This window comes from Sivoneniella epilithica UHCC 1019, assembly GCF_040830845.1.
In the GTDB taxonomy this organism is placed as follows: Bacteria; Cyanobacteriota; Cyanobacteriia; order Leptolyngbyales; family Leptolyngbyaceae; genus ULC077BIN1.
Map to the genome: position 1 here is coordinate 1 of NZ_JBFPDP010000060.1, position 25,737 is coordinate 25,737.

The window sequence follows — 25,737 nt, forward strand, 5'->3', positions numbered from 1 at the left end:
TTTGAGTTTTGAGTTTTGAGTTTTGAGTTTTGAGTTTTGAGTTTTGAGTTGTAGAAGCTTTACTCAGTCACGGTCTCAACCTAAGATCTGTTGCATCTTCTATCTAAATTAGTGTAAATAATCGAAGAGGCTATCTCACTTTTTTGTAAGCGATCGCAGGATTGATTAGCAAACTTGGCAAATTCCTTTTAGACAATCCAGTCAACCTGCATAAGCCTTACCTAATTCGTCTCTTATTTTGGTAACAAATACTATAATTAATAGGATCTTGCGGATAAATACTACTGCTGTGTTTACAACAACTCGACCCAATTTTCCTAGTCAGACAACGGATTCTTTACCCCGCGACCTGTTTGCTGCAATTGCCAACCTGAAGCAAGAACTCAACGCTGTCATTTTGGCGCACTACTATCAAGATCCGGATATACAAGATATTGCTGACTATATTGGTGATTCTCTGGGGCTTTCACGGCAAGCCGCCGACACGAATGCAGCAGTGATCGTGTTTGCTGGGGTTCATTTTATGGCAGAAACTGCAAAAATTTTGAATCCACATAAGCTGGTATTGCTGCCTGATTTGGATGCGGGCTGTTCTCTTGCTGATAGCTGCCCACCCGCAGAATTTGCCCAATTTAAAGCTGCTCATCCTGGACATTTGGTAATTTCTTATATAAATTGCACCGCAGAAATTAAAGCCCTCAGCGACATTATCTGCACGAGTTCCAATGCGGTATCGATTGTTCGCCAATTGCCTAAAGATCAGCCGATTATTTTTGCGCCCGATCGCAACTTGGGTCGATATGTCATGGAGCAAACGGGACGGGAGATGGTGCTGTGGCAGGGAAGTTGCATGGTGCATGAAACCTTTTCGGAGAAAAAAATGGTGCAGTTAAAGGTGCAATATCCCACTGCTGAAGCGATCGCCCACCCCGAATGTGAACCTGCTGTTTTGCGTCACGCTAGCTACATCGGCTCAACGACCGCTTTGCTTAACTATGTCCAGCAAAGTTCCAGCACCGAATTCATTGTGGCAACTGAACCGGGTATCATTCACCAAATGCAAAAAGCTGAACCTGCCAAAAAATTTATTCCCGCCCCACCGATCAACAACTGCGCCTGCAATGAATGTCCCCATATGCGCTTAAATACTTTAGAAAAGCTGTATTTATGCATGAAAAATCGCACTCCTGAAATTACGCTTTCTCCAGATATTCAGACGGCTGCTCTTCAACCGATTCAACGAATGTTAGAAATGAGTCTCTAAAGTGATAAGGTGCAGACTTTAAAACAATTTACAAACCCACAGAACAATTCGTAGATCAGACTTTAGCTAGGTTACTTAATACGAACTTCATTAAGTTGTTAAAAACTTGAAACAAATTTAAAGAGTTTTGTGTTCTAACCAAAACGAGGGAATACTAAAAGTTAACGTTTCCTCAAGGGAGTTCGGGTTTGAGCCAGATTGGATTAGTTGCCATTGGACGTAATGAGGGCGATCGCCTGCGTCAGTGTTTAGAGTCAGTGTTCGGTAGCGTTGCTCGGATGGTGTATGTCGATTCAGGTTCCACTGATGGCAGCGTTGAAATGGCGCGATCGCTAGGAGTTGAGGTCGTCGAACTGAATTTATCTATTCCATTTACTGCTGCTCGTGCCCGTAATGCTGGATTTGCCCGGTTGATGGAACTTGAACCTGACCTGCAATATGTTCAGTTTGTGGATGGCGATTGTGAAATTGTTCCAACGTGGCTAAGCCATGCTCAACAAGTCTTAGAGGCTCATCCAGAAGTTGTCGTTGTGTGCGGGCGGCGACGCGAGCGGTTTCCCAATGCCTCTATCTATAACCGCCTGTGTGATATTGAATGGGATACGCCTATTGGAGAAGCCAAAGCCTGCGGTGGAGATGCCCTCATGCGGGTTTCGGCGCTACAAGCAGTGGGTGGATATAACCCGAATCTAATTGCAGGCGAAGAACCTGAATTGTGTGTTCGCCTGCGGCAAAACGGCGGCAAAATCTTACGGGTTGATCACGAGATGACCCTGCATGATGCCCAAATGACCCGGCTTAAGCAGTGGTGGAAGCGGTCTGTGCGATCGGGACATGCATTTGCAGAAGGAGCATGGCTGCATGGGGCACCTCCCGAAAAACACTGGGTTAAAGAAACCCGCAGCATTAAACTGTGGGGAATTTACATTCCACTTGTGATTCTGTCATCCGCTTGGCTCACAAAAGGATTGAGTTTGATATTGTTAGGCAGCTATGGATTAATGGCTTATCGAGTCTATCAGTATGCTCGGCGGTCAGGGTACTCTAAACCCCATGCGCGTTTGTTTGCTCTGTCTTGCACAATGGCAAAGTTTCCACAGGCTCAGGGCTTGCTCCGATTCTATTGGGGCAAGGTGTTCAAAAAGCCGTCCCGGTTGATTGAATACAATGCAGCAGGGTCTGGCACTCCAGCTTGATGAATCACTCTTTAATAAGTCATTTGTCATGCCTACTACCAAAACTTGAGTCAACCTGCGATCGACGTAAATCACACAAACTGCTATGTCTGTTATCCAAAACGGTCAAGTTCATATTCTGAATGTCTCTTTTGACAACCTTTCCCTCAAGGAACTTTTAGAACAGCTACAGCATGGTGTTGTTTTCACGCCCAATGTTGACCACTTAATGAAGTTGCAGCAAGATGAAGAATTCTTTAAAACCTATGTAGACGCAGATTACCGAGTCTGCGACAGTCAAATATTGATGTATTCTGCTTCACTGTTAGGCACGCCCCTAAAAGAAAAAATTTCTGGCTCAGATTTGTTTCCAGCGTTTTGCAAGTTTCATCGATATGATGATTCCATCACCATCTTTTTGTTAGGCGGCAAATCAGGGGTCGCCGATCGCGCAAAAATCAAAATCAATCAAAAAATGGGTCGGGATATGGTCATCGGTGCCCATTCTCCTTCTTTTGGGTTTGAAAAAAGCGAACAGGAATGTTTAGAACTGATCGAGATGGTCAATCGCTCACAGGCAACCGTTTTGGCGGTTGGGGTTGGCGCACCCAAGCAAGAAAAATGGATTCACAAATATCGAGATAAATTTACTCATGTCAAAATCTTTTTGGCGATCGGAGCGACCATAGACTTTGAAGCTGGGGCAATTCAACGGGCACCGAAGTGGATGAGCAAACTGGGCATCGAATCTCTATTCCGACTCTACTCTGATCCTAAGCGGCTCTGGAAGCGTTATTTAGTCGAAGATTTGCCTTTTTTCTGGTTGCTGATTAAGCAAAAACTGGGTCTTTATAAACCCCCTGTCTTTTCGCGCTATAGAATTTCTAGCCCTAGATAACTGCTCTTAGATAATTGCTATGAGTGCCCATGCTGCCCGTCGTTATACACTTTTGTCGATCGCCGCTGCACTTCTAACTATTGGGTTGAAAACGGGTGCTTATCTGCTGACGGGTTCCGTAGGGCTACTGTCGGATGCGATGGAGTCGGGAGTAAATTTGGTGGCAGCGATCGTGGCGTTTTGGGCACTCTCTTATGCGATGAAGCCTGCCGATGATGATCATCCGTTTGGGCATACAAAAGCAGAGTATTTTTCTAGCGGCATTGAAAGCGTTTTGATTGTGATTGCAGCGAGTAGCATCGCGATCGCAGCTTGGGGTCGGCTATTTAATCCACAACCCATTGAACAAATTGGGCTAGGGTTAGCTTTATCGTTTATTGCTACTGCAATTAATGGCGGCGTTGCCTGGATTTTACTACGCGCCGGAAAACGGTTGCGCTCTATTACCCTACGTGCTGATGCTCATCACTTGCTCACTGATGTTTGGACATCCTTTGGTGTGGCGATCGCAATTCTGCTAGTCAAACTCACGGGTTGGCTAATCCTCGATCCCATTATCGCCCTACTGGTTGCAGCAAACATCGTTTGGGCAGGGTTTCGGCTTCTACAGGAAACAGGGACTGGACTCATGGATAGCGCCATTTCAACTGCCGATCAAACCCAAATTATGGAGATTTTGGCACCTTACAAACAGCAAGGTATCCTATTTCATGCGCTGAAAACCCGAAATGCTGGTTCTCGTAGCTTTGTCACCTTTCATGTATTAGTGCCAGGTGAGTGGAGCGTTCATACCGGACATAATCTATGTGAAGAGATTGAACTAGCAATCATTCGCGCTTTACCTGGAACTTATGTGATGACTCATTTAGAACCCAAAGAAGATGCCAGTTCTTGGCTCGATCAAGATCTCGATCGCGCACCTCAAGATATCGATTCCATTCCGTAGTCCTTAAGCAATAACTGATTCCTAAAAGATCACTGGTTTATCACGACGCTAGGATACTTTCCGATAAATCGCGCAGAGCCGACTCGGTTTAAATATTTTTGCTTTAAACATGAAGTTGGGCGGCACGTTGATGATGATATGGTCTGTGGACGTGTGGAAGGGTTCAAATTCAGCAGGCATTCCTTTCGGTGTGGCGGTTGTGTAAGGAATGGGCTGAAATAATAGTTGGGTAAACTCAATCGATGAGCAGCCAGCCGTTTGAGCAACTTCTTGTAAAAAGGGTTCCGCTGTCAAAAAAGTAAACAAGGCTGCTTTAGCATCAGGTTCCAAAGAAAAGCTGCTGTCAAACTGCTCAATGATTTTAAGCGCCATAGGAATAGGAGTTGTGGATTAGAACTGGGGTGGAGTCGTCACTTCGGGCAGAGTTTGTCCAAGTTGGGGTTCGGTGCCTGCCATCAGTCGCTGAATATTGGTGCGGTGTCGCCAAATCACGTAAATGCCGCCAGCAATGCTAAATAGCAGGTAGGGCACAGGCTGGTTGGTGGCAACCATTAGCCCAGAAGTCGCGATCGCGCCCATAATCGAGCTAATCGACACAATTCGGGTGATGCCCAAGACCGCCAAAAACACTGCTAATGTTCCTAACCCGACAATCCAGTTCAGCGCTAATAATACGCCTAAGCTGGTTGCTACCGATTTTCCTCCAGTAAAGTTGAGAAATAAGGATTTACTGTGACCCAACAACGCCAGCATTCCCGCCAAAGTGACCATCCAGGGTAGCCATACTGCCGGATCAACCGTGTTTGGAACCCATGGCTGGACAAGTTCGGATGCATAAAGCCAGTGAAATAGGGCGATCGCGGCTGATCCCTTGAGAATATCTACCAGCAGCACAATCAACGCGGGTAGCTGACCCACGGTTCTTAATACATTGGTTGCCCCCGTGGAGCCAGATCCTTGCTCTCGAATATCAAACCCTTTCACTAGCCGCCCCGCCCAATAGCCACTGGGCAACGATCCCAACAGGTAGGCAACAAGCAAGAATAAACCGTTGAGCGTTAACCAAAGAAACATAGGAGATGGGAAATAGGAGCAGTTTTCTCAGAAAAGCTTACCCGATATTATCTCGTTTCTGGTTCTAAGTTCCTAGCCTTTGGCTTTTTATGCTCACTTTTAGGCTCAGTAGTTGGAGTAGCTAGGAGTCTGAGGATTAGGGGCGAAGGCTAGCCAGAGAGGATATTGCAGCAGGGTCAGATCAATCTGCTCTTCGGTTTCGTCAATCACGACGAGGGGCAGCAAGCCATCTTTGACCATGCGATCGGCTTTTTGGGATAGCACGAAGGGATCTTCAAACAAAGCGGCACCGCGATCGGGACCAAAATCGCTGCGAGTGATGCCCAGACAGTCTTGTAATCCTCTGCGCCATTCGCCCAATCGTTCAGGAGAATCGGCGAGGACTAACGTAGTTTGGCGATCGCCATACAACTCTTGCAACACCGAAATAATTGCAGAAGTAACCAAAATGTTTTGCAGCCGACTACCCATCGTGCGGATGGCACCCCGCCCCCCTTGGGTAAAAAACCAGTTAGAAACCCGCTCTGCATGAATTGGCTCGAAGGTGCGTCGTAGCTGCCAGGGAGGACCGTAATAATCTGGGCGACTGCGATATTGATCGATTAAACTGCGGATTTTTTTCGTTTGACTTTGAAAGCTTTCATCCGCAAATTTAGGCGTAGGAGGCTGAGGGGTCACCGCTGCCGCGATCGGGACAGGCGGCTTTTCAGGTTCTTTAAATTTGGTTAGCTCTAATTGGTCAGCGGCAAGGGCTAAATCTTGGAGGCTGCCGACTAAATATTCTTTGAAACTTTGGACTCGAATGGCAAGATCTTGAGAGGTTCCGGCAAATGTGGTTCGCATTTCAGCCCGGATGCGTTCTTGACGGCGTTCTAGCTGTTCTACGGTAATTTGCAAATCCCGTTTCCGCTGTTCTAAGTCTTTTAAGCCTTCCTGAAGTAAAGAGGCGATCGCGCTTTGAGTGGCTGCTACCTGCCCTTGTAGTTCAGATTTTATGCCTTGCAACTGAGCAATATCCTGATGCAATGCCTTTTCCTGACGCTGCAACTCTGCAATCCGCTGTTCTAGGTTCACTGGAGCAACTCCACCAAACGGAACTTTTGCAATCACCGTATCTTCAGGAATCACTGCTTCATCTGGGTCATTGGGTGCAGGTAAAGCGGTGACTTCTTCTTCAATCAGCGATCGCATTGAGGCTTCCTGAATCCCCAGTGATTCTTCAGTTGTTGCCGTGTCAAGGGGGAGTTCATTGGGAGTCATAACCAGTCTTTGCTTGGGGTAAAGGGCAAAAGGAAAGAGTGAGAAACGCTAGGAGCGGGGGCAACGAGCTTCTAGGCAAGTTTTTAACATTTTAGGATCAAACAAAACAGGCAGGAAGTGAATGCTATTGATTTCCTTGAAATAAAACAAGATGGGCACCGGAGTCCAAAAAATGCGCCAATTTTGCCACTCACGGTAGGGAAACCGACGGATTAAGCTTTCGCCGCGATAAATATCTAAGTCAGTTTGGGTAAACCGTAGTCTTAAAGTAGCTGCCTGAATAAACAAAAACAGACCAAATAGAGCGATCGCGCCACTCACCCAAACCTGCACCAAAAACAGGGGTAATGCTAAACCCACTAACGCGATCGGCAACCAAAAACTCGGCGATAGTTCAACGGTTGAATCAGGGATGAGAGAAGGAACGGTCGTCACAGTAATTACAAATTTATAGGGGTTGACTCTTTCATTGTATGGGGTCGCTAAGGGGTCGGCAGCAAAATTTACCCCATTACAATCCAGGAATTGTGGAACTGCCCAAGCCCCGAAACATAATCCAGGATAGGAAAAAATCGCTAATGAAAATCGCTAGCAGAGAGGTGACCACAGCAGTTGTCGTGGATTGCCCCACGCCTTTCGCTCCACCTGTGGTTGTTAGCCCCCAACTACAGCCAATGACTGCAATCATTGCTCCAAAAACAAGAGCCTTAATCGGGGCACTAAATAAATCCCACAGTTTGAGAAAACTTTGAATTGACTCTAGAAATAAAGTCTGAGAGATTCCGTATACGTTGGTTGCGACCAAATAGCCGCTACCCAAGCCAACAAACAACGAAAAAATGGTGAGTAGGGGCAGCATAATGCAGCAGGCAAGCACTCGTGGAATGACCAAATACTCGATTGGATCTGTTTTGAGAACATAAAGCGCATCAATTTGTTCACTAACGCGCATGGTTCCAAGCTCGGCTGCAAAGGCTGACCCAACCCGACCTGCTATGACCACTGCGGTGAGAACGGGGGATAACTCGCGACTCAACGCGATCGCTAAGACACCGCCCACAGCACTTTCTGCACCCAAACTAATAAATTCTCTAGAGACTTGAATTGTGAATACTAAGCCGATACATACAGCAGTCATCAACACAATCAACAAAGAAGCAGGACCCACGATTGCCAGTTGCTCCAAGGTGTTCCGGCGATGAATCCGCCCTGTGAATAGGCGAACAACTACCTGCCCACCGAGCAAGATTGCTGCCAAAAGTCGTTGACTCCAAATCCTTAAACTAGAAATAGAACCCGTTGCACTCACAGAAACTACTGAGCCAATAACCTCCTGTCAGAATAGCTGAATTATGGCGCAGTGGGGATAGGGATCATTTATTTGCTCACTCTTCAACAATGAATATATAGCAGTACGAGGAGAGACTAAGACAACAAGCGTCCGTTCTTTCTTATTTCTCAAGGAGCTTTATGTCCTACATTTATTCATCCGTTGCTATTGCTATAAGTACACGATGTACGAGTTCCCTGAAAACTTTCCTGCAACACTGCAAAAGCAGCCTTCACCGAACACCCTTATGCTTGATCACCTCCTCGCAAGGCTCCCAACCAGTAGCCCTGTAATCACCGCCAGCACGAGTGCAATCAGGATGAGACTTTCCTGCCAAAAACTGAGTTGCACATCGCATTATTTAACGTGCTGAAAGAGTTTACTGAAATGATCGCGATGACAATTCTTTATGTTAAAACTCTAGGAATAGTTTCCGCTAGGGATAGTGTAGACTTAAAATCTTCCATCCACATCTAGCTACATCCGTTTAACTTCCATCAAAAGCGAGACCTTATTATGGTTCGACTTAGAAATATTCGTCATCAAGAGACTATTGCTACAGATGCGATGATCGCAGAAGCCTCAGTCCCTAATCCCTTTCCCACAACAGCACCCACAGCTAATCCTGTTTTTTATCGCACTTATAGCCGACGCACCGAAGGCGGACGGGAACCGTGGGATGTGGTTGTGGAGCGCACTACACGCGGACTAGTGAAATTGGGCAAACTCATCCCTATGGAAGCCGATTTGATTGAGCAAATGCAGCAAGAATTGAAAGCCTTACCATCAGGACGGTGGCTATGGGTGGGTGGCACACCCTGGATCGAAAAGTCTGAGAATTTTTCAGGTTCTTATAACTGCACTAGCACCAACGTTGTGGATTGGCGCGCTTTTGGGTTGATGATGGATCTTGCGATGATGGGCTGTGGTACTGGAGCCGTTCTGGAACCGAAGTATATTGAACGGCTTCCGGCGATTCGCAACCAGATTTCGGTTACGGTGGCTGGTGAAGTGGGTACTACTCCAGCGACGCAGCGACGCGATCGCACTGAAGTCATCGTCCAAGCAAACACCGTTCAAATTCAAGTGGGCGATAGTCGCCAGGGCTGGGTGTCTTCCTATCAAACGCTGCTAGAACTTTCTACAGACGAACGCTTTGACGGCGTAGTGCAAGTCACAGTGGATGTCAGCGATGTGCGCCCAGAAGGAGAAGTTTTAAAAGGCTTTGGTGGGGTGGCTAACCCAATTCGGCTGTCTGGTCTATATGCTCGCTGTGCCGCACTGTTGAACAAAGCGATCGGACGACAACTAACTTCGGTGGAATGCTGCTTGCTAATTGATGAAGCCGCCGCCACGGTCGTTGCAGGTAACATCCGCAGGTCCGCTGGGATGCGCCAAGGTGACAGTAAAGACGCTGCGTTTGCCAGTGCCAAAGATAACCTGTGGCAGCAGGATGCGGAGGGCAACTGGCGGATTGATGCGGAACGGGATGTGCTGCGGATGGCAAATCATACTCGTGTTTTTCACCAAAAGCCGACGGAGCAGGAGTGCATTGATGCGGTTCGCAAACAGTTTTATTCGGGTGAGGGCGCGATTCAGTACGCCCCAGAGGCGATCGCCCGTGCCAACGTCGATCTGCTCACCAATGCCGATCTGCGAACTGATTTTCTCAACGCCTACAATCAGGGCGTTGCTCCAGCATGGTTGCAACAGCGCTACCCACAAATGTCTGCTGCCGAATTAGAGCATCGCCTTGGACGCTACGGGCTAAATCCTTGCGGTGAAATTTTAGGGTCAGATTTTCACTGCAATTTATCAGAGGTGCATCTCAATCAAATTGATCCCCTTGACTATGCAACTCAGGAGAAAGCCTTCACCGCTGCCGCCCTTTCTGTGGCTGCCTTACTAAATCATCAGTTTGGCGAACCCCGCTATCAGTTTTCTCGCGAACTAGACCCCATTGTGGGAGTTTCATTTACGGGCTTGTTTGACTTTTTCGTTCATGCCTTTGGCGTGGAATGGTTGCACTGGTGGCAAGAAGGTAGACCCAACACGATCGCCGGGTTAGAGTTTCAACAACGAGAGCAGGCATACCTGACGCGCTGGCGAGAGATAGTTCATCAAGTCGTCTGGAATTATTGCGACCAGCATAGTATTAGGCACCCTAACCGCTGTACCACCGTGCAGCCCGCAGGCACCAAATCGCTGCTCACTGGCGCGAGTCCAGGTTGGCATCCTCCCAAAGCCCAGCGCTTTATTCGGCGGATTACCTTTCGCAAGAGTGACCCGGTGGCAATGGCATGTCTGGATTACGGCTACAGCATTGTGCCATCGCAATCAGACAAAGATGAAAACGGCAATTTGCTTAATGATCCGTTTGACGATCGCTGTACTGAATGGCTCGTGGAAATTCCAGTAGAGGTATCCTGGGCAAACTTGCCGGGAGCCGATGAAATCCCGATTGAGCAGTTCTCGGCATTAGCACAGTTTGATTTTTATATGCAGGTGCAGAAGTATTACACTGCCCACAATACCAGCGCCACCATAGAACTAACCGAAGCCGAAGTGGAGCCGTTAGGACGACGAATTTATCAAGCGATCGCCCATGATGAAGGCTACATCAGCGCGGCGTTACTTGCCCGGTTTGATGCACCCTTTCCCCGTTTACCCTTCGAGAAAATTGACAAAACCACCTTCGATCGCCTCGAAGCAGAAGTTAAAACTCGCCAGCGTACCACTGATTTCTATGGTGCCCTCAGCCACTATGACCTTGGCTTCAACCTTGCCGAAGGTCCCGCTGGATGTGATAGCGACAAGTGCATGATGCCGGAGAAGAAGGGTTGACATCATCAAGTGATGTGTTGATGTAAGGCTGTATTCCTGGTTGGGGTTCAAGTATCCTCCTAAAAAAAGCCCTGAGATGAAGTTCTCAGGGCTTTACTTTACGTTGTTCAAAACTTAGAAAGGCAATAAAATACTGTTTTAGAAAAAAGGGTTAACGGACTCTAATATAGGGCACTCCACGGTAATTCAATTGGGTAACGGCGTGCGGCTGAGTTACTCTCATAGGCTTGTTGAAAATAACTGATTGTCCTCGATATTTACCTACCACTTCCCATGTCGGAAGGTCATAGCTATCAGCAACAGATGTATAGACAATGCCACGATATGCAAGTTTCATGATTCACAGTCTTGAGGGCTTACATTTTTAATATTCGAGCCATTTCAGCAATTATTTTGTGTGCGAAGTCTATCAAGCTCGGTGATTCTTCAGCAGTTATCTTGTGATTTAAACAAGTCAGATCCTTGTGATTTGCGTCGCATCCGAATAGCCGCTGAAGCAGATTTGACGCGATCGCCGAAAGTTTGCTTCACCAGAAATAAGCGGTAGGGCTGGAGAGCTTTGTCTATTTAGATGATTTAGTTTTTGGAGTAAACCGTTGGAAAAATTCAGCGAAGTCTAGGGGTTGCCCCTTTTCCTGTAAGGTGTCTGCTGGAATTGTAAACCAAGGCTGAGCGCTGCGAGTCCACACATGACCAACGGGTTGCAGCCAGCTTGTGTCATCTAACGTTCCAGGCTTCAAGTTTGTAATAAGCTATCCGTTGCTATACAAAGAAGGTGTATTGATGAGTTAATTTACGCGATGTGCGACTTTCCTAATGACCCTCACCCTAAATCCCTCTCCCAGAGCGGGAGAGGGACTTTGAAACACTTTTTCTCCCCTTCTCCTGCCTTGGGAGAAGGGGCGGGGGGATGAGGGTTGGACTTTAGTTGCACATCAGGTTAATTTAGCACCCAGTTAACCAAAGTGCGAACCCCATAACCCGTTGCCCCTACACCGTTGTAACCATTTTCCTTATCAACCCATACGGGTCCTGCTACATCTAAATGCGCCCAGGCAGTGTCTTTGACAAACTGTTTCAAAAACAGTGCTGCCGTAATCGCGCCACCCATCCGAGGTCCCGTGTTTTTCATATCAGCAACCACCGACTTCAAGCCGTCAAAGTACTTTTCTTCCATCGGCATCCGCCAAATTTTTTCACCAGAGCCTTCAGCCGCTTGGGCTAGCTCAGTCGCAAGCGCATCGTTAGGACTCCACAATCCAGCGATATCGTCACCCAAAGCGACTACGCAAGCTCCAGTGAGGGTGGCAAGATCAACGATCGCGTCTACTCCCAGCTTTTCGGCAAACACCAGCGCATCTGCTAACGTCAACCGCCCTTCAGCATCTGTATTATTAATTTCAATCGTCTTACCATTGGAAGCCGTGAGGATGTCGCCGGGACGGACAGCACCCCCGCTAATCATATTTTCTGCGACTGCACTAATAAAGTGGACTTCCACATCCGGTTTGAGTTGAGCGATCGCCTTAGCAGCCCCCAGTGTGGCACCCGCTCCGCCCATATCGGTTTTCATCATCTCAATCCCACTGCCTGCCCCTTTAATATTCAAACCACCGGAATCAAACGTCACGCCCTTGCCAATAATCGCCACCTTGCGGCGCGGAGTGCCTTCAGGTTTATAGATTAGGTGAATGAACTTAGGCGGCAAATCGGATGCTTGAGCCACGCCTAAAAATGCGCCCATGCCGAGCTTTTCGCATTCATCTCGCTCCAAAATATGCACCTCTAGCCCATAGTCGTGGGCGATCGCCAAAGCGGTATCTGCCAAAGTAATGGGCGTGACTATATTTGCCGGAGCCGCGACCAGTTCTCGCGCTAGGATCACTCCAGAAGCAATTTGACGGGCACGGGCGATCGCGGCTTCTTGCCCCGCTAGACCCAGCAGATCGATACGCTCCAGTTTAGTCACTTTGTCATCGGGTTCTGATTTAAACCGCGTGTCTTGGTACAACGCCAGTTCAACCCCTTCCGCGATCGCCTGAGTAGTCGCCTCTGCATCGGCATTGCACACTGGAAAGCTGATCCCCAGAATCTTGCATTTTTCTTTTCGAGCGAGTTTTGCCGCTGCCGCTGCCGCCCGTCGCAAGCCTTCCAGCTTTAAACTATCCGGCTTGCCCAAACCAACCACAATGATTTTACGAATGCTACTGCCACTCCCAACCCGTGTTGCCGCACTGCTGCCCTCTTTACCCTTAAAATCTACCTCGGCGATTAGTTCTTTCAGTGTGCCAAATAGCTTGTCATCTAGGGCTACTAAGTCACCCGCCAACTCCACTTGGTCTTCAAACAACCCTACGGCTAAGGCATCCCCCGACCATTCCACACAGGAAGTATTGATTGCTCGCAAATCCATTCAAACCGTCCTCTAAATTCCGATTGATTCAACTCATTTCCAGTATTGATCATAAAGATAGGAGTCCGCAGAATTGAAGGGTCAAAATCCTTCGTCCACTTCTTGATAAAAATGCTAAAGTCGCTAAAGATTTGCCTGATTAAAGTCTGCTTTATTTAAAAATTCCCCATTCTGGTATAGCTCCATGCAGAAGCGCGGAAGAAAACAAGTGTATCGGTTGGTTGGCGCAAGCTTGGGCGTGTTGGTGGTCAGTAGCGTTTTTGTAAAAGCGTTGTTCGATCGCCAACCCGAAGCCACACAGTTTATGAAATCTGGGGCGGAACTGCAATCGGCAGCCGTTCAGATCCAAGATATTAATGTGCTAAAGGCATTGCCCACCGCAAAACGGACGGAAAAGCTAACGGCGATCGCCCATGCCAAAAAGCCAATTGAAAGCAGCCGCGCCCGCTATCTACTCGCGACCGATTTATTGCAGCAAGGTCAGGCGAAGAAAGCACTAGAGCAACTGAAAGGGCTAGATGCTGATTATCCTGTGCTAGCGCCCTATGTGCTAGTGAAACAAGCCCAAGCGTTAGAAAAAACCGGAGATGGGGCAAAATCTCAAGAAACCTGGCAAGACTTACTCAAGCGCCATCCCAGTGATCCAGCGGCAGCAGAAGCGCTAGTTGCCTTGAGCAAAACTAATCCGCAATATGGGGATCAGGCGATCGCTCAGTTTCCTGCCCATCCTCGCACCATCGAAATCGCTCAGCAGCGTCTTCAGAAAGATCCCAATCAGCGAGATGCGCTCCAAGCGATCGCCCGACATGGACTGTATTTAGAAAAATACACTGCTTATTTAGATCACCTAGTTGAGAAATATCGCAACCAGCTAACTCCCGCAGACTGGGAAGCGATCGCCTTTGGCTATTGGGAAAAACAACAATATGGCAAAGCCGGAACCGCCTATGCAAAAGCGCCACTCACGGCGCGGAATGCCTATCGTACAGCGCGAGGATTGCAACTAGGTGAAACCGGGGGAGCCACCGACGCTTATATTCGCACTGTCAACACCTTTCCCACGGCTCCAGAAGCGGGTTTAGCGTTAATCCGCCTATCCAAAATTGTGCAGCCGGAGTTCGCGATCGCTTACCTAGATCAGGCGATCGCCCGTTTTCCCGATCGCGCAGGTGAAGCCCTGCTGCAAAAGTCCAAGCTGCTAGACGAACTGAATAGTAAAGAATCTGCGGCTCAAACGCGGCAATATCTCCTGAGTCGGCATGGCAAATCGGATGCCGCCGCAGAACTGCGATGGCAGCTTGCCTCAGAGCAGGCAAAAGCCGGAGATACCCAAACTGCTTGGAAATGGGCGGCTCCTATCGTCACCCAAAACCCCGATAGCGAATTAGCTCCAGAAGCCGCTTTTTGGGTGGGCAAATGGGCAACCCAACTGGGCAAATCTAAAGAGGCACAAGAAACGTTTGAGTTTGTGCTGAAAAAATATCCCCAGTCTTACTACGCATGGCGATCAGCGGACTTGTTAGGCTGGAACGTAGGCGACTTCTCCTCGGTTCGCGATCTCAAGCCTGCGGTGGCTCGTCCGTCTGCTCGTCCGCCTTTGCCCGTGGGTTCCGATGCCCTGCGGGAGCTTCATCAACTGGGGCAAGATCAAGATACCTGGAAATTGTGGCAAGTAGAATTTCAAAATGCTGCAACGCCCACCGTTTCGGAACAATTTACCGATGGTGTGATCCGACTGGGCATTGGCGATCATTTAGACGGCATTTTTATGGTGTCTCACTTGAGCCAGCGCGAAACGGCTGAAGAGCTACAGCAGTACAGAGCGCTTAAGCAGCAAATGAGCTACTGGTATGCGCTGTATCCATTTCCCTATTTGGAGCCGATCGAAGCTTGGTCGCAAGAACGTCAACTCAATCCCCTACTGGTTACCGCTTTGATTCGCCAAGAATCTCGGTTTATGTCCAATATCACCTCATCAGCCGGCGCAAAAGGATTAATGCAGGTGATGCCCGATACGGGAGCCTGGATTGCCGAAAAAATTAAGCTAAAGGAATATCAACTGGCTAAGCCGGACGACAATATCAAGCTAGGCACTTGGTATTTGGATTATACCCACGATGAATATGACAACAACTCGATGCTGGCAGTTGCCAGCTATAACGCAGGTCCTGGTGCAGTCGGTGATTGGGTTGCGAAGAAAGGCATAGGCGACCCTGACCAGTTTGTGGAATCAATTCCCTATGATGAAACTCGCGGCTATGTGAAGTTGGTGTTTGAGAATTACTGGAACTACTTACGACTATACAATCCCGAAATCTCTCAAAAGCTTGCCCAAATCTCACCCAAAAACGGAATGAATTAGCGGTCAATGGCTTACAAAAGCGCGTTTGTACTTAGCTAAATATAAAGAAATCTACTAGATAATAATGGTTCGGACAGAATTAAGAGCTTATGATGCCGTAGGAGCGCAGGTTTTGATAGTTCGGATGGGATTTAATCAAAGTTGGGTTTAACTCTAACATTGAAATAAATCGCTCCAGTAGATGGTCATTGAAGGCAAACCGCTTATAACTCGCCATCGAGAAAAAGGACAAAGGCTGCTTTTGGTTCCCCGGATCTCTGCGCAGTTGGTCTTCGTATTTCGCCAAATTCAAGGCACTCAACAAGGCATTGAAGTGAAAATCGAGCGTTTGAGCCTGGCGAGTTTGAGCATCACACAAGCCCGTAAACTGCTTGGTATCTCTAAAAATAAACTCAATTTGAAACCTCGCTTTGTAATATTTGAGGATCACTTCGGAATGGAGGTCAATATCGGTTGAAAATAGCAGGGCGATGTCGGTTTTTTCGGGTTTACGAGTATCCACAACAGCAGCAATGCGGATTTTACGTTTGAGTGAGACGTGCCAAACTACAAGCGTGTAAAGGTATAGTCCTGGTTCGAGTTGACGCACTCTCTCTAATCGGTTCAAATCCCACAAATCAACCTTGCCGTCATACTTACGCGTTGCCCCACGCGGTTTTTGCACCCCAGTGTAGAGGTAGCGCATATCCGCGTCGCTGCGGAGTTTGCTAATTACCTGTAGGTTCAACGCAACCACCCCATCGACAAACTTTTTCTTGCTGTAGAAGCCATCCACCACCCAGTGCTTGATACGGGTTGGCAAATAGGGGAGACTGTCCTGGAGTTGCTTGAGATAAACATCGATGCGAGTGGGTTCAACCGCTACTTCTGCTGCCTGTGTCGTCGCCTTGCTGGGGAGTTGCTCAATCTGCTGCCGAACTTGCTCAATCATTGCCCAGCGAATCGACTGACACTGATTTTGCGCCTTTGCCTCGCCGATTGCTAAACTTGCTGGCGTTTGTTGCACCGATAAGCTGTAGCCCGGGTGCGATTCGACATCAATCACTGCAATCACCGCAATCTCTAAACTTTTTTGAGTGCGGCTCTGACTCCCGTTATAAAACCAATCCAACCCGTAGGTCAAAGGGGGTCGGGGTCGAGGGTCGCTTGAAAAGGAAAAACCGCCGATTTTCGGCATGATTCAACGCGGTGGACAAGTCGTGATTCGGATGCTTGAGAACGTGCAACAACAGACGATTGAACTGTTGGTCAAAGCGACGATTGCGGCTGGAAGTCTAATTTACACGGATGAGTATGGCATCTACAATGCGCTACCTGAGTGGGGCTATGAACACAAAACGGTGTGTCATGGGGCAGGAGAATATGCCCGTGATGACGATGGGGATGGGTTTTGTGAAGTCCATGTCAACACGATGGAGGGCTTCTGGTCACTTCTGCGCTCGTGGTTACGTCCCCATCGTGGTATCTCTCAGGAGAAGCTGCCCCTGGACTTGCGTTTCTTTGAGTTCGTTCACAATGCTAAAAAACGAGGCAACGCCTTGCTCAGTGCTTTGTTGGAAACTCTTCTCGCTTAACTCCCTGAATTACCTATTGAGCCAATTAGTTTTGTTCCCAAGAGCCTTAGCCAATTCTAGCACCGGCTAAAATGGACGATCTAAATTTGACGGTGGTACAGCGACCATCGCTTTCAGGTACTGAAGAACTCTCAAAGACATGATTTGTTGGGCTGCAACTTCAGCGATTGGCTCAATTTTGCTACGGTCAAATTGATATTTGAGTTGATAGAGGGCTTCTCCAATTTCGCTGCGCGTTGTGTCAAAACCGCCATCACTACGAGACACACTCGATAATGTATGCCATTGTAGTGCTACGCCATAACGCCATGAACCAGTAATGACCTGTGGATTGATGTTCACTGACAAAACTAATTGTGCTACTTTATACACTGTTCAGTTTACAGCAATATTTCTGAGTGCGTAGCTATTTCCAGGGGCTACCCCCACAGATTTATGCACCCCTGGAAATAAACGTAATCGCCGCGCTCGTAGCCTCAAAGTATTGACTTAAAGTAGCATTGCGGCAACTTGGCTTTGGATGCCAGCTAATAGTTCTGTAGTACTGCCTCCGCAAATTACCTCAGTTACCTAACAACACAATGTAAGACTTTTCTAAAATACTTGCACAGTCGCGAGTCAACCCAGTACAGGTGAATTATGCTATCAGTAGACTGGTAGCGTTGAGGTGGGATGAATGCTGGATTTGACTCAGTTGACGCAACAAATGCAGGGCATTAGCCAACACTTAACCCAAGAGGCAGTGGCGACCCGATTGCGATTAGAGAGATCGCAAACCTTGCTCGATAAAGCCTATCGCCAGCAGGCTGAACTGGTGATGTTGCAGGCGCAGTGGCGCGATCGCACTACCTTCACCGCCGCCACCCCAATCGAACCGCTGAACCTGCGAGTTAGCATCTCCACTGCCCCCGCTGCCCATACCGTCATTGCCACCGATGGCTCCCAAATTGCCCCCAGCCATCACGAAATTGCCTATTGCTACTTGATCAACATTGGGCGAATCGTGCTGCACTATGGTCAAAGCCGCCATCCCTTGCTAGATAGCCTGCCAGAAATCTTTTATCGCCCTGAAGATCTCTATCTCTCCCGACAGTGGGGCATTCGCACCGAAGAATGGATGGGCTATCGACGTACCGTTTCAGAAGCGATCGCTATCGCCGAACTAGGGCAACACGTTAAAGAAAGTTTGGAATTGCGAATTCCGAATGCCGAACTTCCAACTCCGAACTCCGAACTTCGACTTCCCAACTCCGAACTCCGTTCGCATAGCGTCTCCAAAGGAGTTACTCCAAACTCCGAACTCCAAACTCACCAGATGGAGCTATCAGACATTCAAAACTCGAAACTCAAAACTCAAAACTCAAAACTTCCCACTCCTCCCACTCTCGCAATGGTTGATGGTTCCCTAATCTACTGGTTTCTAGAACAGTTGCCAGCCGAAGCGCGGAACACTATCTTGCAGCCAATTTTAGAATCATGGGAACAGTTGCGGCAATCAAAAGTCCCCCTAGTTGGCTATCTCAGCGCTTCTCGTAGTGGGGAAGCCGTCAACTTTTTACGATTGACTGCTTGCCCTTTTGAGGTTCCCGACTGCATGACCCATTGTTCAGGCAAAAACGATGTAGGGCAAAAAAATCATGCGCCTTGTCAGGTGTTAGAACCGCTGAAAGATTCGGCAATGTGGGCAATGCAGCTACAGCCCGGTCAGCGTAGCCCCATTTGGCGCAGTTCTGCCAGCATTTTGGATCTGTATGGTGACCAGCATCGAGTCTACTTTTGCTATGTGCATGTGGGCACGGAAGTTGCTAGGGTCGAGTTTCCCGGCTGGGTGCTGGACGATCGCACGTTGCTAGACGACGCACTCAGTTTAGTATTAGCGCAGGTACAAAAAGGCTATGGCTATCCCGTCGCTTTGGCAGAAGCACATAATCAAGCAGTGGTTAGAGGCGGCGATCGCACTCGCTTTTTCGCATTGCTAGAACAGCAAATGATCCGCGCTGGACTGCAAAATGTCGGCGTTTCCTACAAGGAAGCCCGCAAACGCGGCAGCATCGCGTAATAAGCAATTCACTCATAAATCAACCTCCCAATCTTCAACCTGCAAGCCCTCCACGCGCTCAAATTCTCGCGTGTTGTGAGTGACCAGGGTGAGATTGTTCGCCAGAGCGATCGCGGCAATCAGTAAATCGCAGGCACCGATCGGAGTTCCGGCACTGGCAAGACGCGCTCGAATTTGACCACAGACGATCGCAGCTTCATCATCAAAAGGCAGTGAAGCAAAGCTTTCCAAAAATCTCTGTTGCCGTTCTAACGTTCGAGTTAAATTGTTGCTTCGCATAGCGCCATAGAATAACTCCGCTTTGACAATCGAACACACCACCATCTCTTCATTAGAGATAGAACTCAAGCGAGCGCGTACCGACATCGAACGACCATTCAAATACATCACACAAACATTTGTATCCAGCAGGTAACGCATCCTCTAGTCAAACGCTCCGGCAAGGTCATCGTCAAGGCTCTCCAAAACTCCGCGCTCGTCAATAATAATCGGATCATCGGCACAGATGCCATAGAACTGTTCTAGCGATCGCCCACTTGCGGTTACCGATGGAACAGACTGATAAATTACCATCACTTCCACATCTCGTTCTATTATTCCAACAGGAATATCGAGGTGAAGAATTCCGTCTTGCCCAACACGCCGACGTACTTTAATGCTTTCCATCTTCGCTACTCTGTGCTTACAAACTGATTTTCTCACTCAATTCTTGCAAAATTTCCTGCAATTCAGCGATCGCGGCTTCTAGTTCAGCGATCGCCTCCTATTTCACAAGAGCTAAGGCAAATCTATACCACCCAGCGTTGTTGCTGTGTAACCAATTGTTAGATTGAAAATGAGAGATCGCTTTTTCCCTGTTGACGCATCAGATAATCTGCGCCAAACTCCAAAATTTCGGCACTTCTATCAAAAAGTCCGCCAAAGCGATAGCACTGCCCAATAATCTCAGCAATCAGCACTCTGTTTACTAATCAAAGTAAAACAAAGTGACGATTTTGCGCTGGTCTTCTGCATCCTGACAGGTTTTAAGCAAGGTGGCACTGTCGTGAAAGGCAAAGCAAATGAGTTGCTGACAGCGAGAAATAATTTCCTGATTGCACACAGCGCTAGCTTCTCCTAAAGCCATCGTATCATTGTCAGGGTTTTCCACTAAATGCATGACCTGTTCAAGCTGTTCGCGAGATTCTCGTGGCTGACGATCTAGACCTTGAGGCAAGATCACTGTCAGCAATGAAGGATCTGCTCGCATCGCCCCGCGAATTGCTGCAAGGTTCGTTCCGGTTGCCCCAGATGTGATCAAGCGATTACCCTCCAGGACAAGGGCATAGCTCATGATCTCAATTAGCTTTTGATGAGTAATCGGCACATGGCGGGAACCCAGCAGCGCAATCCGCTTAGATCCCGTCTGCTGAATTGTGGCTAATTCTTGCAGAAAATCATCGACTTTAGGAATGTTGATAGACTGGCTCAAGGATGCTGTCCCGACTGTACAACGGAGCATATTGTAACAGAGCTAGCCCTGCCGCACGGAACTTTTTCTCATGATTCAGGCAATAGGGCAATAAGACTTAGCAATTGGCAGATAAGAAAATGCCGCAGAACGTTTGCGTAGCGTAGACCTAAGAGATATGGCGAATGGCGAGTTTTACATTTTGAATTTGGGGTTCGGGGTTTGCAATTGTGAGAGGTTCATAAGCTCTAGCTCTGGGAGATCGCAGCCGACTGTTCTAGAATTAGGATTGGCTTCAAGCAATCATTCGAGCATTTAGAGGAACCCATGGCAGACACCCTACTCTTCAACGCCCTGCGCGAGGCGATCGACGAAGAAATGTCAAAAGACCCAACCGTGATGGTCATGGGCGAAGATGTTGGGCATTATGGCGGTTCCTACAAAGTCACCAAAGATTTGTACAAAAAATATGGTGATTTGCGACTGCTGGATACCCCGATCGCCGAAAACAGCTTTACAGGCATGGCAGTAGGTGCCGCGATGACTGGATTACGCCCGATCATCGAAGGGATGAACATGGGCTTTTTGCTATTGGCATTCAACCAAATTGCCAATAATGCTGGAATGCTGCGCTATACCTCCGGCGGCAACTTTAATATTCCCTTGGTAATTCGAGGTCCGGGCGGTGTAGGGCGGCAGCTAGGAGCCGAACATTCCCAACGGCTAGAAGCTTACTTTCAAGCAGTCCCCGGACTTAAAATCGTTGCCTGTTCCACACCCTACAACGCCAAGGGGCTGCTGAAATCCGCCATTCGCGATAACAATCCTGTGCTGTTTTTTGAGCATGTGCTGCTCTACAACCTGAAAGAAGATTTGCCTGACGAGGAATATTATTTGCCCTTAGACAAGGCAGAAATCGTTCGTTCAGGCGCAGATGTGACGGTGCTGACCTATTCGCGGATGCGCCATCACGCCCTGCAAGCTGTGAAAACCTTGGAAAAAGAGGGCTACGATCCTGAAATTATTGATCTGCTGTCGCTGAAACCACTTGATTTTGAGACGATTGGTGCCTCTATTCGCAAAACTCATCGCGTGGTGGTGGTGGAAGAATGTATGCGGACGGGCGGCATTGGGGCGGAAATAGTGGCATCCATCAGCGATCGCTTTTTTGATGAACTGGATGCACCTGTCATCCGGCTCTCCTCCCAAGATATTCCCACTCCTTACAACGGCGCACTGGAAAGCCTGACCATCGTGCAGCCCCAGCAAATCGTAGAAGCCGTGAAAAAGATTGTGACCAAGCAATTATAGGCAATTAGCCACTGGTGCAACCTCATGGAAACCATTAACATTCATCAGGCTCAGACCGATCTCTCTGGATTGTTAGCTCGTGTAGAAAGGGGCGAAGAAATTATTATTTCTAACCAAGGGGTTCCAGTTGCAAAGTTGGTGCCCTTCCACGGTTCGTCTAATCGGCTTAAGAGCTTAGGAAATGACCAAGGGCTTTTTCTGGTGCCAGAAGATTTTAATGATTCCCTGCCAGAAGAAATTTTGGCAGCATTTGAGGGGCATGAAATGTGAAACTGTTACTCGACACGCAGTGCTGGCTCTGGTGGTTTGCCCAGCCTAATCGCCTAAATCAAGAAGCAATTGCCCAGATTGCAGATGAAGCTAACGAGTTGTGGCTGTCAGTGGCAAGCATTTGGGAAATCAGCATCAAGGTTTCTATTGGAAAACTGCCGTTGCCTGAACCCGTTGATCTTTACGTGTCCAGCCGAATAGCGCAGCTAAGTATGCGATCGCTGGTAATTACTGCCGCTCACACCTTTCAAATAGCCGCTTTACCACTTCATCATCGCGATCCTTTTGATCGACTATTGATTACCCAAGCTCAGACTGAAAAAATGACGTTGGTAAGCGCTGATCAAATATTCGATCGCTACTCGGTTTCGCTCTTATGGGCAGGTAATTCTTGAGAGGATGCGGGAGAAAGTCGGGAAGGCGTTATCATAGCTTCTGTAGCGGGGATTACCTATGGGAAGACAGCGGTTAATTTTGCTTTTTATTGCGGCGCTGGTGATTGGCGCTCTGGTAGTGATTTGGAAAATTCCAACTCAGTTAGGTTTAGATTTGCGGGGTGGCTCTCAACTAACGATTCAGGTGAAGCCCACCGAGCAGGTCAAGGAAATCAAACCCGATGACCTGGATGCCGTCCGGCGCGTAATTGAAGGGCGGGTCAACGGTTTGGGCGTATCTGAACCCTTGGTACTGACTGCCGGAAACAACCAAATCATTGTGCAGCTTCCGGGCGTAAACGATCCGATTCAGGCAGAGCGGGTTTTGGGCGGCACTGCCCAGCTAGACTTTCGTAAGCAAAAGCCTGGAACAGAAGCGCGGCTACAAATCGAGCGGCAGCAGCTACGCGAAAAATCGGCAAAACGAGACGAATTGAGAAAATCTGCTGATGTGACTGCGATCGAACAGAATCAGGCAGATTTGAAGGCGATTAATACCGCGATCGCCGAACTATTTGAAAAAACCGAACTGTCGGGTCAAAACCTCAAAGATGCTTACCCCGGCGCAACCAACTCACAAAATGTCTGGGATGTGGCACTTCAGTTTGACCAGCGCGGCGGCGAACTGTTCGCCGAACTGACCAAAAGTATTGCCGGAACCGGACGCACCCTCGGCATTTTTCTAGATGGTGCGCCGATTAGCGCCAACTTTGCCTACTCGGTGGATGTCAAATACGCCCAAACTGGAATTAATGGTGGCTCGGCGGTGATTGAAGGCAACTTTCCGTTAGAAACGGCGCGAGATTTAGCCATTCAACTTAAAGGCGGTGCCCTTCCCTTTCCCGTCGAAGTGGTCGAAAACCGTACCGTTGGCGCGACATTAGGACGAGACAGCATTCAAAGCAGCATTTATGCGGGACTAGGCGGCTTATTTTTAGTTCTCATCTTCATGGTGGTTTACTATCGACTTCCTGGACTGATTGCCGATACATCCTTAATTATCTACACCATTTTGACATTGGCAGCATTTAACCTACTGGGAGTAACACTGACCCTGCCGGGAATTGCCGGATTCATTCTCAGTATTGGGATGGCAGTAGATGCCAACATCTTGATTTTTGAGCGTACCCGTGAGGAACTGAAAGCCGGAAAAACGCTCTATCGCTCCGTAGAGTCTGGGTTTTACCGCGCCTTTTCCAGCATTCTAGATAGCAATGTGACATCGCTGATTGCTTGCGGCGCACTGTTTTGGCTAGGGGCAGGCTTAGTTAAAGGGTTTGCCCTGACGTTAGCATTAGGAATTGTCATTAGTATGTTTACCGCCATTACCTGTAGCCGAACTCTAATGCTGTATGTGCTTGGGTTTCCTAGCCTGCGTAAGCCTGAATACTTTTGTCCCAATTTGCCAGCCACGACGCGATCGGAGGCACAGCCTAGCTCATGAAACTACAAGTTATTCGTCAACGTAATCTTTGGTGGTCGCTCTCTTTAGCGCTAATTTTGGCAGGATTAGCTGCGATGTTCATCTCTTGGCAGCAATTTGGTGTGCCGCTGCGCCCTAGCCTAGATTTTATCGGGGGAACCCGCCTGCAATTTGAACTGGATTGCACGAAACCAGGAGCTTGCGATCAGCCGGTGGATGTTGCGGTTGTCCGGGAAATCTTGGCAGCAGAAGGACATGCAAATAGCAGTATTCAGGCGATTACTGATCGCACCGGAAAGCCGGTTGGAGTCACCATTCGCACCGCACCCCTAACGGGCGAAGAGCGCACCAAACTACAAACTGCCCTCAGCCAAAAAATTGGAGCCTTTGACCCGGCTAAAACTCAAATTGATACGGTCGGACCCGTTGTGGGGCAGCAATTGTTTACATCCGGTTTGCTAGCCCTGCTCGTTTCCTTTGCCGGCATTACCGCTTACATGAGCCTGCGGTTTCAACTGGATTATGCCGTTTTTGCGATCGTGGCGCTATTTCACGACATCTTGACCACCACTGGTATATTCTCTATCTTGGGATTGGTCGCGGGTGTTGAAGCAGATTCGCTGTTTGTTGTGGCACTGTTGACGATTGTAGGATTCTCCGTCAACGATACTGTGGTGATTTACGATCGCATACGCGAAACGATCACCCTTAACCCCGATCGCCACATCAATGACATTGTAGATTCTGCCGTTAACCAAACCCTCGGACGCTCCATCAACACTACCTTGACCGTGTTGCTTACCCTTTTCTCTATCTTCTTTTTTGGCGGCGAAACCCTTAAAAACTTTGCCCTTGCCCTGATTATCGGGTTCACCATGGGTGCTTACTCCAGCATCTTCATTGCCAGTACGTTGTTAGCTCTATGGCGCGAAAAAACGGGGCAAGCGTTCTCATCTAGTCCTAGCTCAAATGTTGTTGCCTCCGATGAAGCATCCTCTTAATCGGTTAGTATGCTACTCCTTGTCGCTGCTGTTATGAATCAGCCAAATGAACCGTTTACCCCAGAAGCTAGCCAAGATCCGCTTTTTTTAGCGCAAGTTCATCGTCTTCACCAGCTAACAGTTTACGGACGCTGGATTTTTGCCAGTCTGCTGTGGCTGACGGTTGGCGCGTTTAGCCTGTGGGGTTTACGCTACCCAATCTCCTTGGCGATCGAATACTTCACTTGGGCATCCCTGCGCTATGGGCTAGTATTTGATCGCATCCCTGCTTTTGGTTTTTCTCTTTGTGTGGCAGTAACGCTGTCTATTTTGGTCTGGCAACTGCGAAACTGGCTGTTTGGTTTGCCGAAAGGAGAACGCCGCCGCTTAGAACAGCAAGTGCTTCGCATTCGCCAGCAGGGTAACAGCCACCCATTGTGGAAGTGGGTGTGTTTAAATGACGAATGACGTTCGCGTAGCGTCTCTGTAGGGGATATGACGAGAGGCGAAATGAAAACACGCGATCGCGTGATTAGGGTGAGGTAAGGGTGCGTAGAACATAGCAAAACGCACCCCAAGCTGGTATCGCTTATTTAGTTGTCCCTGAAAAACTATCCAGATAGGAAGGGATAAGGGATTCAAGGCATCGAGAAGGGTGTAAAATTGCCAG

Annotated in this window: 27 protein-coding genes and 1 pseudogene; 14 read left to right on the forward strand and 14 right to left on the reverse strand. The window is 48.3% G+C overall.

What is annotated here, in order from left to right; translation table 11 throughout:
- Nucleotides 1-289 precede the first annotated feature (289 nt).
- The 4 genes from nadA (at nt 290) to AB3R30_RS23605 (ending at nt 4,283) form a co-directional block, all read left to right on the forward strand.
- Nucleotides 290-1,264, forward strand: a complete 975-nt coding sequence (nadA, locus tag AB3R30_RS23590; RefSeq protein WP_458651661.1) for a quinolinate synthase NadA — start codon at nt 290-292, stop codon at nt 1,262-1,264.
- 188 nt (nt 1,265-1,452) lie between these two features.
- A complete protein-coding gene (locus tag AB3R30_RS23595; RefSeq protein WP_458651662.1) occupies nt 1,453-2,460 on the forward strand; it encodes a glycosyltransferase family 2 protein in 1,008 nt (335 codons plus the stop codon).
- Nucleotides 2,461-2,545: 85 nt separating this feature from the next.
- Nucleotides 2,546-3,337 (forward strand): WecB/TagA/CpsF family glycosyltransferase, encoded by a 792-nt coding sequence (locus AB3R30_RS23600; RefSeq protein WP_458651663.1) that lies wholly within the window; start codon nt 2,546-2,548, stop codon nt 3,335-3,337.
- Between the two features lie 19 nt (nt 3,338-3,356).
- Nucleotides 3,357-4,283, forward strand: a complete 927-nt coding sequence (locus AB3R30_RS23605) for a cation diffusion facilitator family transporter (RefSeq protein ID WP_458651664.1) — start codon at nt 3,357-3,359, stop codon at nt 4,281-4,283.
- A 48-nt stretch (nt 4,284-4,331) separates the two neighbouring features.
- On the opposite strand, the gene AB3R30_RS23610 is transcribed toward AB3R30_RS23605, so the two are convergent.
- The 5 genes from AB3R30_RS23610 to AB3R30_RS23630 all read right to left on the reverse strand — a co-directional run bounded on the left by AB3R30_RS23610 (nt 4,332) and on the right by AB3R30_RS23630 (nt 7,926).
- A complete protein-coding gene (locus AB3R30_RS23610; RefSeq protein ID WP_458651665.1) occupies nt 4,332-4,655 on the reverse strand; it encodes a hypothetical protein in 324 nt (107 codons plus the stop codon).
- Between the two features lie 18 nt (nt 4,656-4,673).
- Nucleotides 4,674-5,357, reverse strand: a complete 684-nt coding sequence (plsY, locus tag AB3R30_RS23615) for a glycerol-3-phosphate 1-O-acyltransferase PlsY (protein ID WP_458651666.1) — start codon at nt 5,355-5,357, stop codon at nt 4,674-4,676.
- 105 nt (nt 5,358-5,462) lie between these two features.
- Nucleotides 5,463-6,617: a DUF3086 domain-containing protein gene (locus tag AB3R30_RS23620; protein ID WP_458651667.1), complete on the reverse strand. Its 1,155-nt coding sequence runs from the start codon at nt 6,615-6,617 to the stop codon at nt 5,463-5,465.
- A 48-nt stretch (nt 6,618-6,665) separates the two neighbouring features.
- Complete coding sequence (locus tag AB3R30_RS23625; RefSeq protein WP_458651668.1) at nt 6,666-7,052, reverse strand: DUF3119 family protein; 387 nt, start codon at nt 7,050-7,052, stop codon at nt 6,666-6,668.
- 76 nt (nt 7,053-7,128) lie between these two features.
- Nucleotides 7,129-7,926 (reverse strand): MlaE family lipid ABC transporter permease subunit, encoded by a 798-nt coding sequence (locus tag AB3R30_RS23630; protein ID WP_458651669.1) that lies wholly within the window; start codon nt 7,924-7,926, stop codon nt 7,129-7,131.
- A 588-nt stretch (nt 7,927-8,514) separates the two neighbouring features.
- Between AB3R30_RS23630 and nrdJ the strand changes: the two genes are divergently transcribed.
- On the forward strand, nt 8,515-10,791 hold the full coding sequence (gene nrdJ / locus AB3R30_RS23635; RefSeq protein WP_458651687.1) for a ribonucleoside-triphosphate reductase, adenosylcobalamin-dependent: 2,277 nt from the start codon (nt 8,515-8,517) through the stop codon (nt 10,789-10,791).
- 151 nt (nt 10,792-10,942) lie between these two features.
- Here the strand turns inward: nrdJ and AB3R30_RS23640 are convergent, their stop codons facing one another.
- The 3 genes from AB3R30_RS23640 to AB3R30_RS23650 all read right to left on the reverse strand — a co-directional run bounded on the left by AB3R30_RS23640 (nt 10,943) and on the right by AB3R30_RS23650 (nt 13,204).
- On the reverse strand, nt 10,943-11,128 hold the full coding sequence (locus AB3R30_RS23640) for a DUF4278 domain-containing protein (protein WP_458651670.1): 186 nt from the start codon (nt 11,126-11,128) through the stop codon (nt 10,943-10,945).
- A 226-nt stretch (nt 11,129-11,354) separates the two neighbouring features.
- A complete protein-coding gene (locus tag AB3R30_RS23645; protein ID WP_458651671.1) occupies nt 11,355-11,531 on the reverse strand; it encodes a hypothetical protein in 177 nt (58 codons plus the stop codon).
- A 200-nt stretch (nt 11,532-11,731) separates the two neighbouring features.
- Nucleotides 11,732-13,204 carry a leucyl aminopeptidase gene (locus AB3R30_RS23650; RefSeq protein ID WP_458651672.1) on the reverse strand — a complete coding sequence of 491 codons (1,473 nt, stop codon included), beginning with the start codon at nt 13,202-13,204 and terminating at the stop codon, nt 11,732-11,734.
- A 184-nt stretch (nt 13,205-13,388) separates the two neighbouring features.
- On the opposite strand from AB3R30_RS23650, the gene AB3R30_RS23655 reads away from it, so the two are divergent.
- Nucleotides 13,389-15,566: a lytic transglycosylase domain-containing protein gene (locus AB3R30_RS23655; protein WP_458651673.1), complete on the forward strand. Its 2,178-nt coding sequence runs from the start codon at nt 13,389-13,391 to the stop codon at nt 15,564-15,566.
- Between the two features lie 79 nt (nt 15,567-15,645).
- Here the strand turns inward: AB3R30_RS23655 and AB3R30_RS23660 are convergent, their stop codons facing one another.
- Nucleotides 15,646-16,689, reverse strand: a complete 1,044-nt coding sequence (locus tag AB3R30_RS23660; RefSeq protein ID WP_458651674.1) for a transposase — start codon at nt 16,687-16,689, stop codon at nt 15,646-15,648.
- 13 nt (nt 16,690-16,702) lie between these two features.
- Between AB3R30_RS23660 and AB3R30_RS23665 the strand changes: the two are divergent.
- Nucleotides 16,703-17,140: pseudogene (locus AB3R30_RS23665) on the forward strand (IS1595 family transposase); the annotation flags it as partial.
- Nucleotides 17,141-17,206: 66 nt separating this feature from the next.
- Here AB3R30_RS23665 and AB3R30_RS23670 read toward each other — a convergent pair.
- A complete protein-coding gene (locus AB3R30_RS23670; protein WP_458651675.1) occupies nt 17,207-17,482 on the reverse strand; it encodes a hypothetical protein in 276 nt (91 codons plus the stop codon).
- A gap of 334 nt (nt 17,483-17,816) precedes the next feature.
- Here AB3R30_RS23670 and AB3R30_RS23675 point away from each other — a divergent pair, with 334 nt between their 5' ends.
- The gene (locus AB3R30_RS23675; protein WP_458651676.1) at nt 17,817-19,199 is read left to right on the forward strand and encodes a DNA double-strand break repair nuclease NurA; all 1,383 of its coding nucleotides are present in this window, start codon (nt 17,817-17,819) and stop codon (nt 19,197-19,199) included.
- 12 nt (nt 19,200-19,211) lie between these two features.
- Here the strand turns inward: AB3R30_RS23675 and vapC are convergent, their stop codons facing one another.
- The 4 genes from vapC to AB3R30_RS23695 all read right to left on the reverse strand — a co-directional run bounded on the left by vapC (nt 19,212) and on the right by AB3R30_RS23695 (nt 20,700).
- On the reverse strand, nt 19,212-19,619 hold the full coding sequence (gene vapC, locus AB3R30_RS23680) for a type II toxin-antitoxin system tRNA(fMet)-specific endonuclease VapC (protein ID WP_458651677.1): 408 nt from the start codon (nt 19,617-19,619) through the stop codon (nt 19,212-19,214).
- A 3-nt stretch (nt 19,620-19,622) separates the two neighbouring features.
- Entirely contained in the window at nt 19,623-19,865 is a 243-nt protein-coding gene (locus tag AB3R30_RS23685; protein WP_458651678.1) for a hypothetical protein, read from the reverse strand.
- 158 nt (nt 19,866-20,023) lie between these two features.
- The gene (locus tag AB3R30_RS23690; protein WP_458651679.1) at nt 20,024-20,158 is read right to left on the reverse strand and encodes a hypothetical protein; all 135 of its coding nucleotides are present in this window, start codon (nt 20,156-20,158) and stop codon (nt 20,024-20,026) included.
- 8 nt (nt 20,159-20,166) lie between these two features.
- On the reverse strand, nt 20,167-20,700 hold the full coding sequence (locus AB3R30_RS23695) for a DNA recombination-mediator protein A (protein WP_458651680.1): 534 nt from the start codon (nt 20,698-20,700) through the stop codon (nt 20,167-20,169).
- 276 nt (nt 20,701-20,976) lie between these two features.
- Between AB3R30_RS23695 and AB3R30_RS23700 the strand changes: the two genes are divergently transcribed.
- From AB3R30_RS23700 to AB3R30_RS23725, 6 genes are read left to right on the forward strand one after another with little or no spacing between them, the layout of a single operon-like run.
- Nucleotides 20,977-21,960 carry a pyruvate dehydrogenase complex E1 component subunit beta gene (locus tag AB3R30_RS23700; RefSeq protein WP_458651681.1) on the forward strand — a complete coding sequence of 328 codons (984 nt, stop codon included), beginning with the start codon at nt 20,977-20,979 and terminating at the stop codon, nt 21,958-21,960.
- A gap of 24 nt (nt 21,961-21,984) precedes the next feature.
- Nucleotides 21,985-22,230 carry a type II toxin-antitoxin system Phd/YefM family antitoxin gene (locus tag AB3R30_RS23705; protein WP_458651682.1) on the forward strand — a complete coding sequence of 82 codons (246 nt, stop codon included), beginning with the start codon at nt 21,985-21,987 and terminating at the stop codon, nt 22,228-22,230.
- Nucleotides 22,227-22,625 carry a type II toxin-antitoxin system VapC family toxin gene (locus tag AB3R30_RS23710; RefSeq protein WP_458651683.1) on the forward strand — a complete coding sequence of 133 codons (399 nt, stop codon included), beginning with the start codon at nt 22,227-22,229 and terminating at the stop codon, nt 22,623-22,625. The genes AB3R30_RS23705 and AB3R30_RS23710 overlap by 4 nt, the downstream gene beginning before the upstream one ends.
- A gap of 58 nt (nt 22,626-22,683) precedes the next feature.
- Entirely contained in the window at nt 22,684-24,108 is a 1,425-nt protein-coding gene (gene secD, locus AB3R30_RS23715; protein ID WP_458651684.1) for a protein translocase subunit SecD, read from the forward strand.
- Nucleotides 24,105-25,088: a protein translocase subunit SecF gene (gene secF / locus AB3R30_RS23720; protein ID WP_458651685.1), complete on the forward strand. Its 984-nt coding sequence runs from the start codon at nt 24,105-24,107 to the stop codon at nt 25,086-25,088. The genes secD and secF overlap by 4 nt, the downstream gene beginning before the upstream one ends.
- A 33-nt stretch (nt 25,089-25,121) precedes the next feature.
- Nucleotides 25,122-25,535 carry a hypothetical protein gene (locus tag AB3R30_RS23725; RefSeq protein ID WP_458651686.1) on the forward strand — a complete coding sequence of 138 codons (414 nt, stop codon included), beginning with the start codon at nt 25,122-25,124 and terminating at the stop codon, nt 25,533-25,535.
- Nucleotides 25,536-25,737: the final 202 nt, after the last annotated feature.

What these genes read in the sequence shown, in the direction of transcription:
- AB3R30_RS23600 (WP_458651663.1), top strand. Translation starts at nt 2,546, where the DNA reads ATGTCTGTTATCCAAAACGGTCAAGTTCATATTCTGAATGTCTCTTTT.
- AB3R30_RS23605 (WP_458651664.1), top strand. Translation starts at nt 3,357, where the DNA reads ATGAGTGCCCATGCTGCCCGTCGTTATACACTTTTGTCGATCGCCGCT.
- AB3R30_RS23610 (WP_458651665.1), bottom strand. Translation starts at nt 4,655, where the DNA reads ATGGCGCTTAAAATCATTGAGCAGTTTGACAGCAGCTTTTCTTTGGAA.
- plsY (WP_458651666.1), bottom strand. Translation starts at nt 5,357, where the DNA reads ATGTTTCTTTGGTTAACGCTCAACGGTTTATTCTTGCTTGTTGCCTAC.
- AB3R30_RS23620 (WP_458651667.1), bottom strand. Translation starts at nt 6,617, where the DNA reads ATGACTCCCAATGAACTCCCCCTTGACACGGCAACAACTGAAGAATCA.
- nrdJ (WP_458651687.1), top strand. Translation starts at nt 8,515, where the DNA reads ATGATCGCAGAAGCCTCAGTCCCTAATCCCTTTCCCACAACAGCACCC.
- AB3R30_RS23640 (WP_458651670.1), bottom strand. Translation starts at nt 11,128, where the DNA reads ATGAAACTTGCATATCGTGGCATTGTCTATACATCTGTTGCTGATAGC.
- AB3R30_RS23650 (WP_458651672.1), bottom strand. Translation starts at nt 13,204, where the DNA reads ATGGATTTGCGAGCAATCAATACTTCCTGTGTGGAATGGTCGGGGGAT.
- AB3R30_RS23655 (WP_458651673.1), top strand. Translation starts at nt 13,389, where the DNA reads ATGCAGAAGCGCGGAAGAAAACAAGTGTATCGGTTGGTTGGCGCAAGC.
- AB3R30_RS23675 (WP_458651676.1), top strand. Translation starts at nt 17,817, where the DNA reads ATGCTGGATTTGACTCAGTTGACGCAACAAATGCAGGGCATTAGCCAA.
- vapC (WP_458651677.1), bottom strand. Translation starts at nt 19,619, where the DNA reads ATGCGTTACCTGCTGGATACAAATGTTTGTGTGATGTATTTGAATGGT.
- AB3R30_RS23685 (WP_458651678.1), bottom strand. Translation starts at nt 19,865, where the DNA reads ATGGAAAGCATTAAAGTACGTCGGCGTGTTGGGCAAGACGGAATTCTT.
- AB3R30_RS23695 (WP_458651680.1), bottom strand. Translation starts at nt 20,700, where the DNA reads ATGCTCCGTTGTACAGTCGGGACAGCATCCTTGAGCCAGTCTATCAAC.
- AB3R30_RS23700 (WP_458651681.1), top strand. Translation starts at nt 20,977, where the DNA reads ATGGCAGACACCCTACTCTTCAACGCCCTGCGCGAGGCGATCGACGAA.
- AB3R30_RS23705 (WP_458651682.1), top strand. Translation starts at nt 21,985, where the DNA reads ATGGAAACCATTAACATTCATCAGGCTCAGACCGATCTCTCTGGATTG.
- secD (WP_458651684.1), top strand. Translation starts at nt 22,684, where the DNA reads ATGGGAAGACAGCGGTTAATTTTGCTTTTTATTGCGGCGCTGGTGATT.
- secF (WP_458651685.1), top strand. Translation starts at nt 24,105, where the DNA reads ATGAAACTACAAGTTATTCGTCAACGTAATCTTTGGTGGTCGCTCTCT.
- AB3R30_RS23725 (WP_458651686.1), top strand. Translation starts at nt 25,122, where the DNA reads ATGAATCAGCCAAATGAACCGTTTACCCCAGAAGCTAGCCAAGATCCG.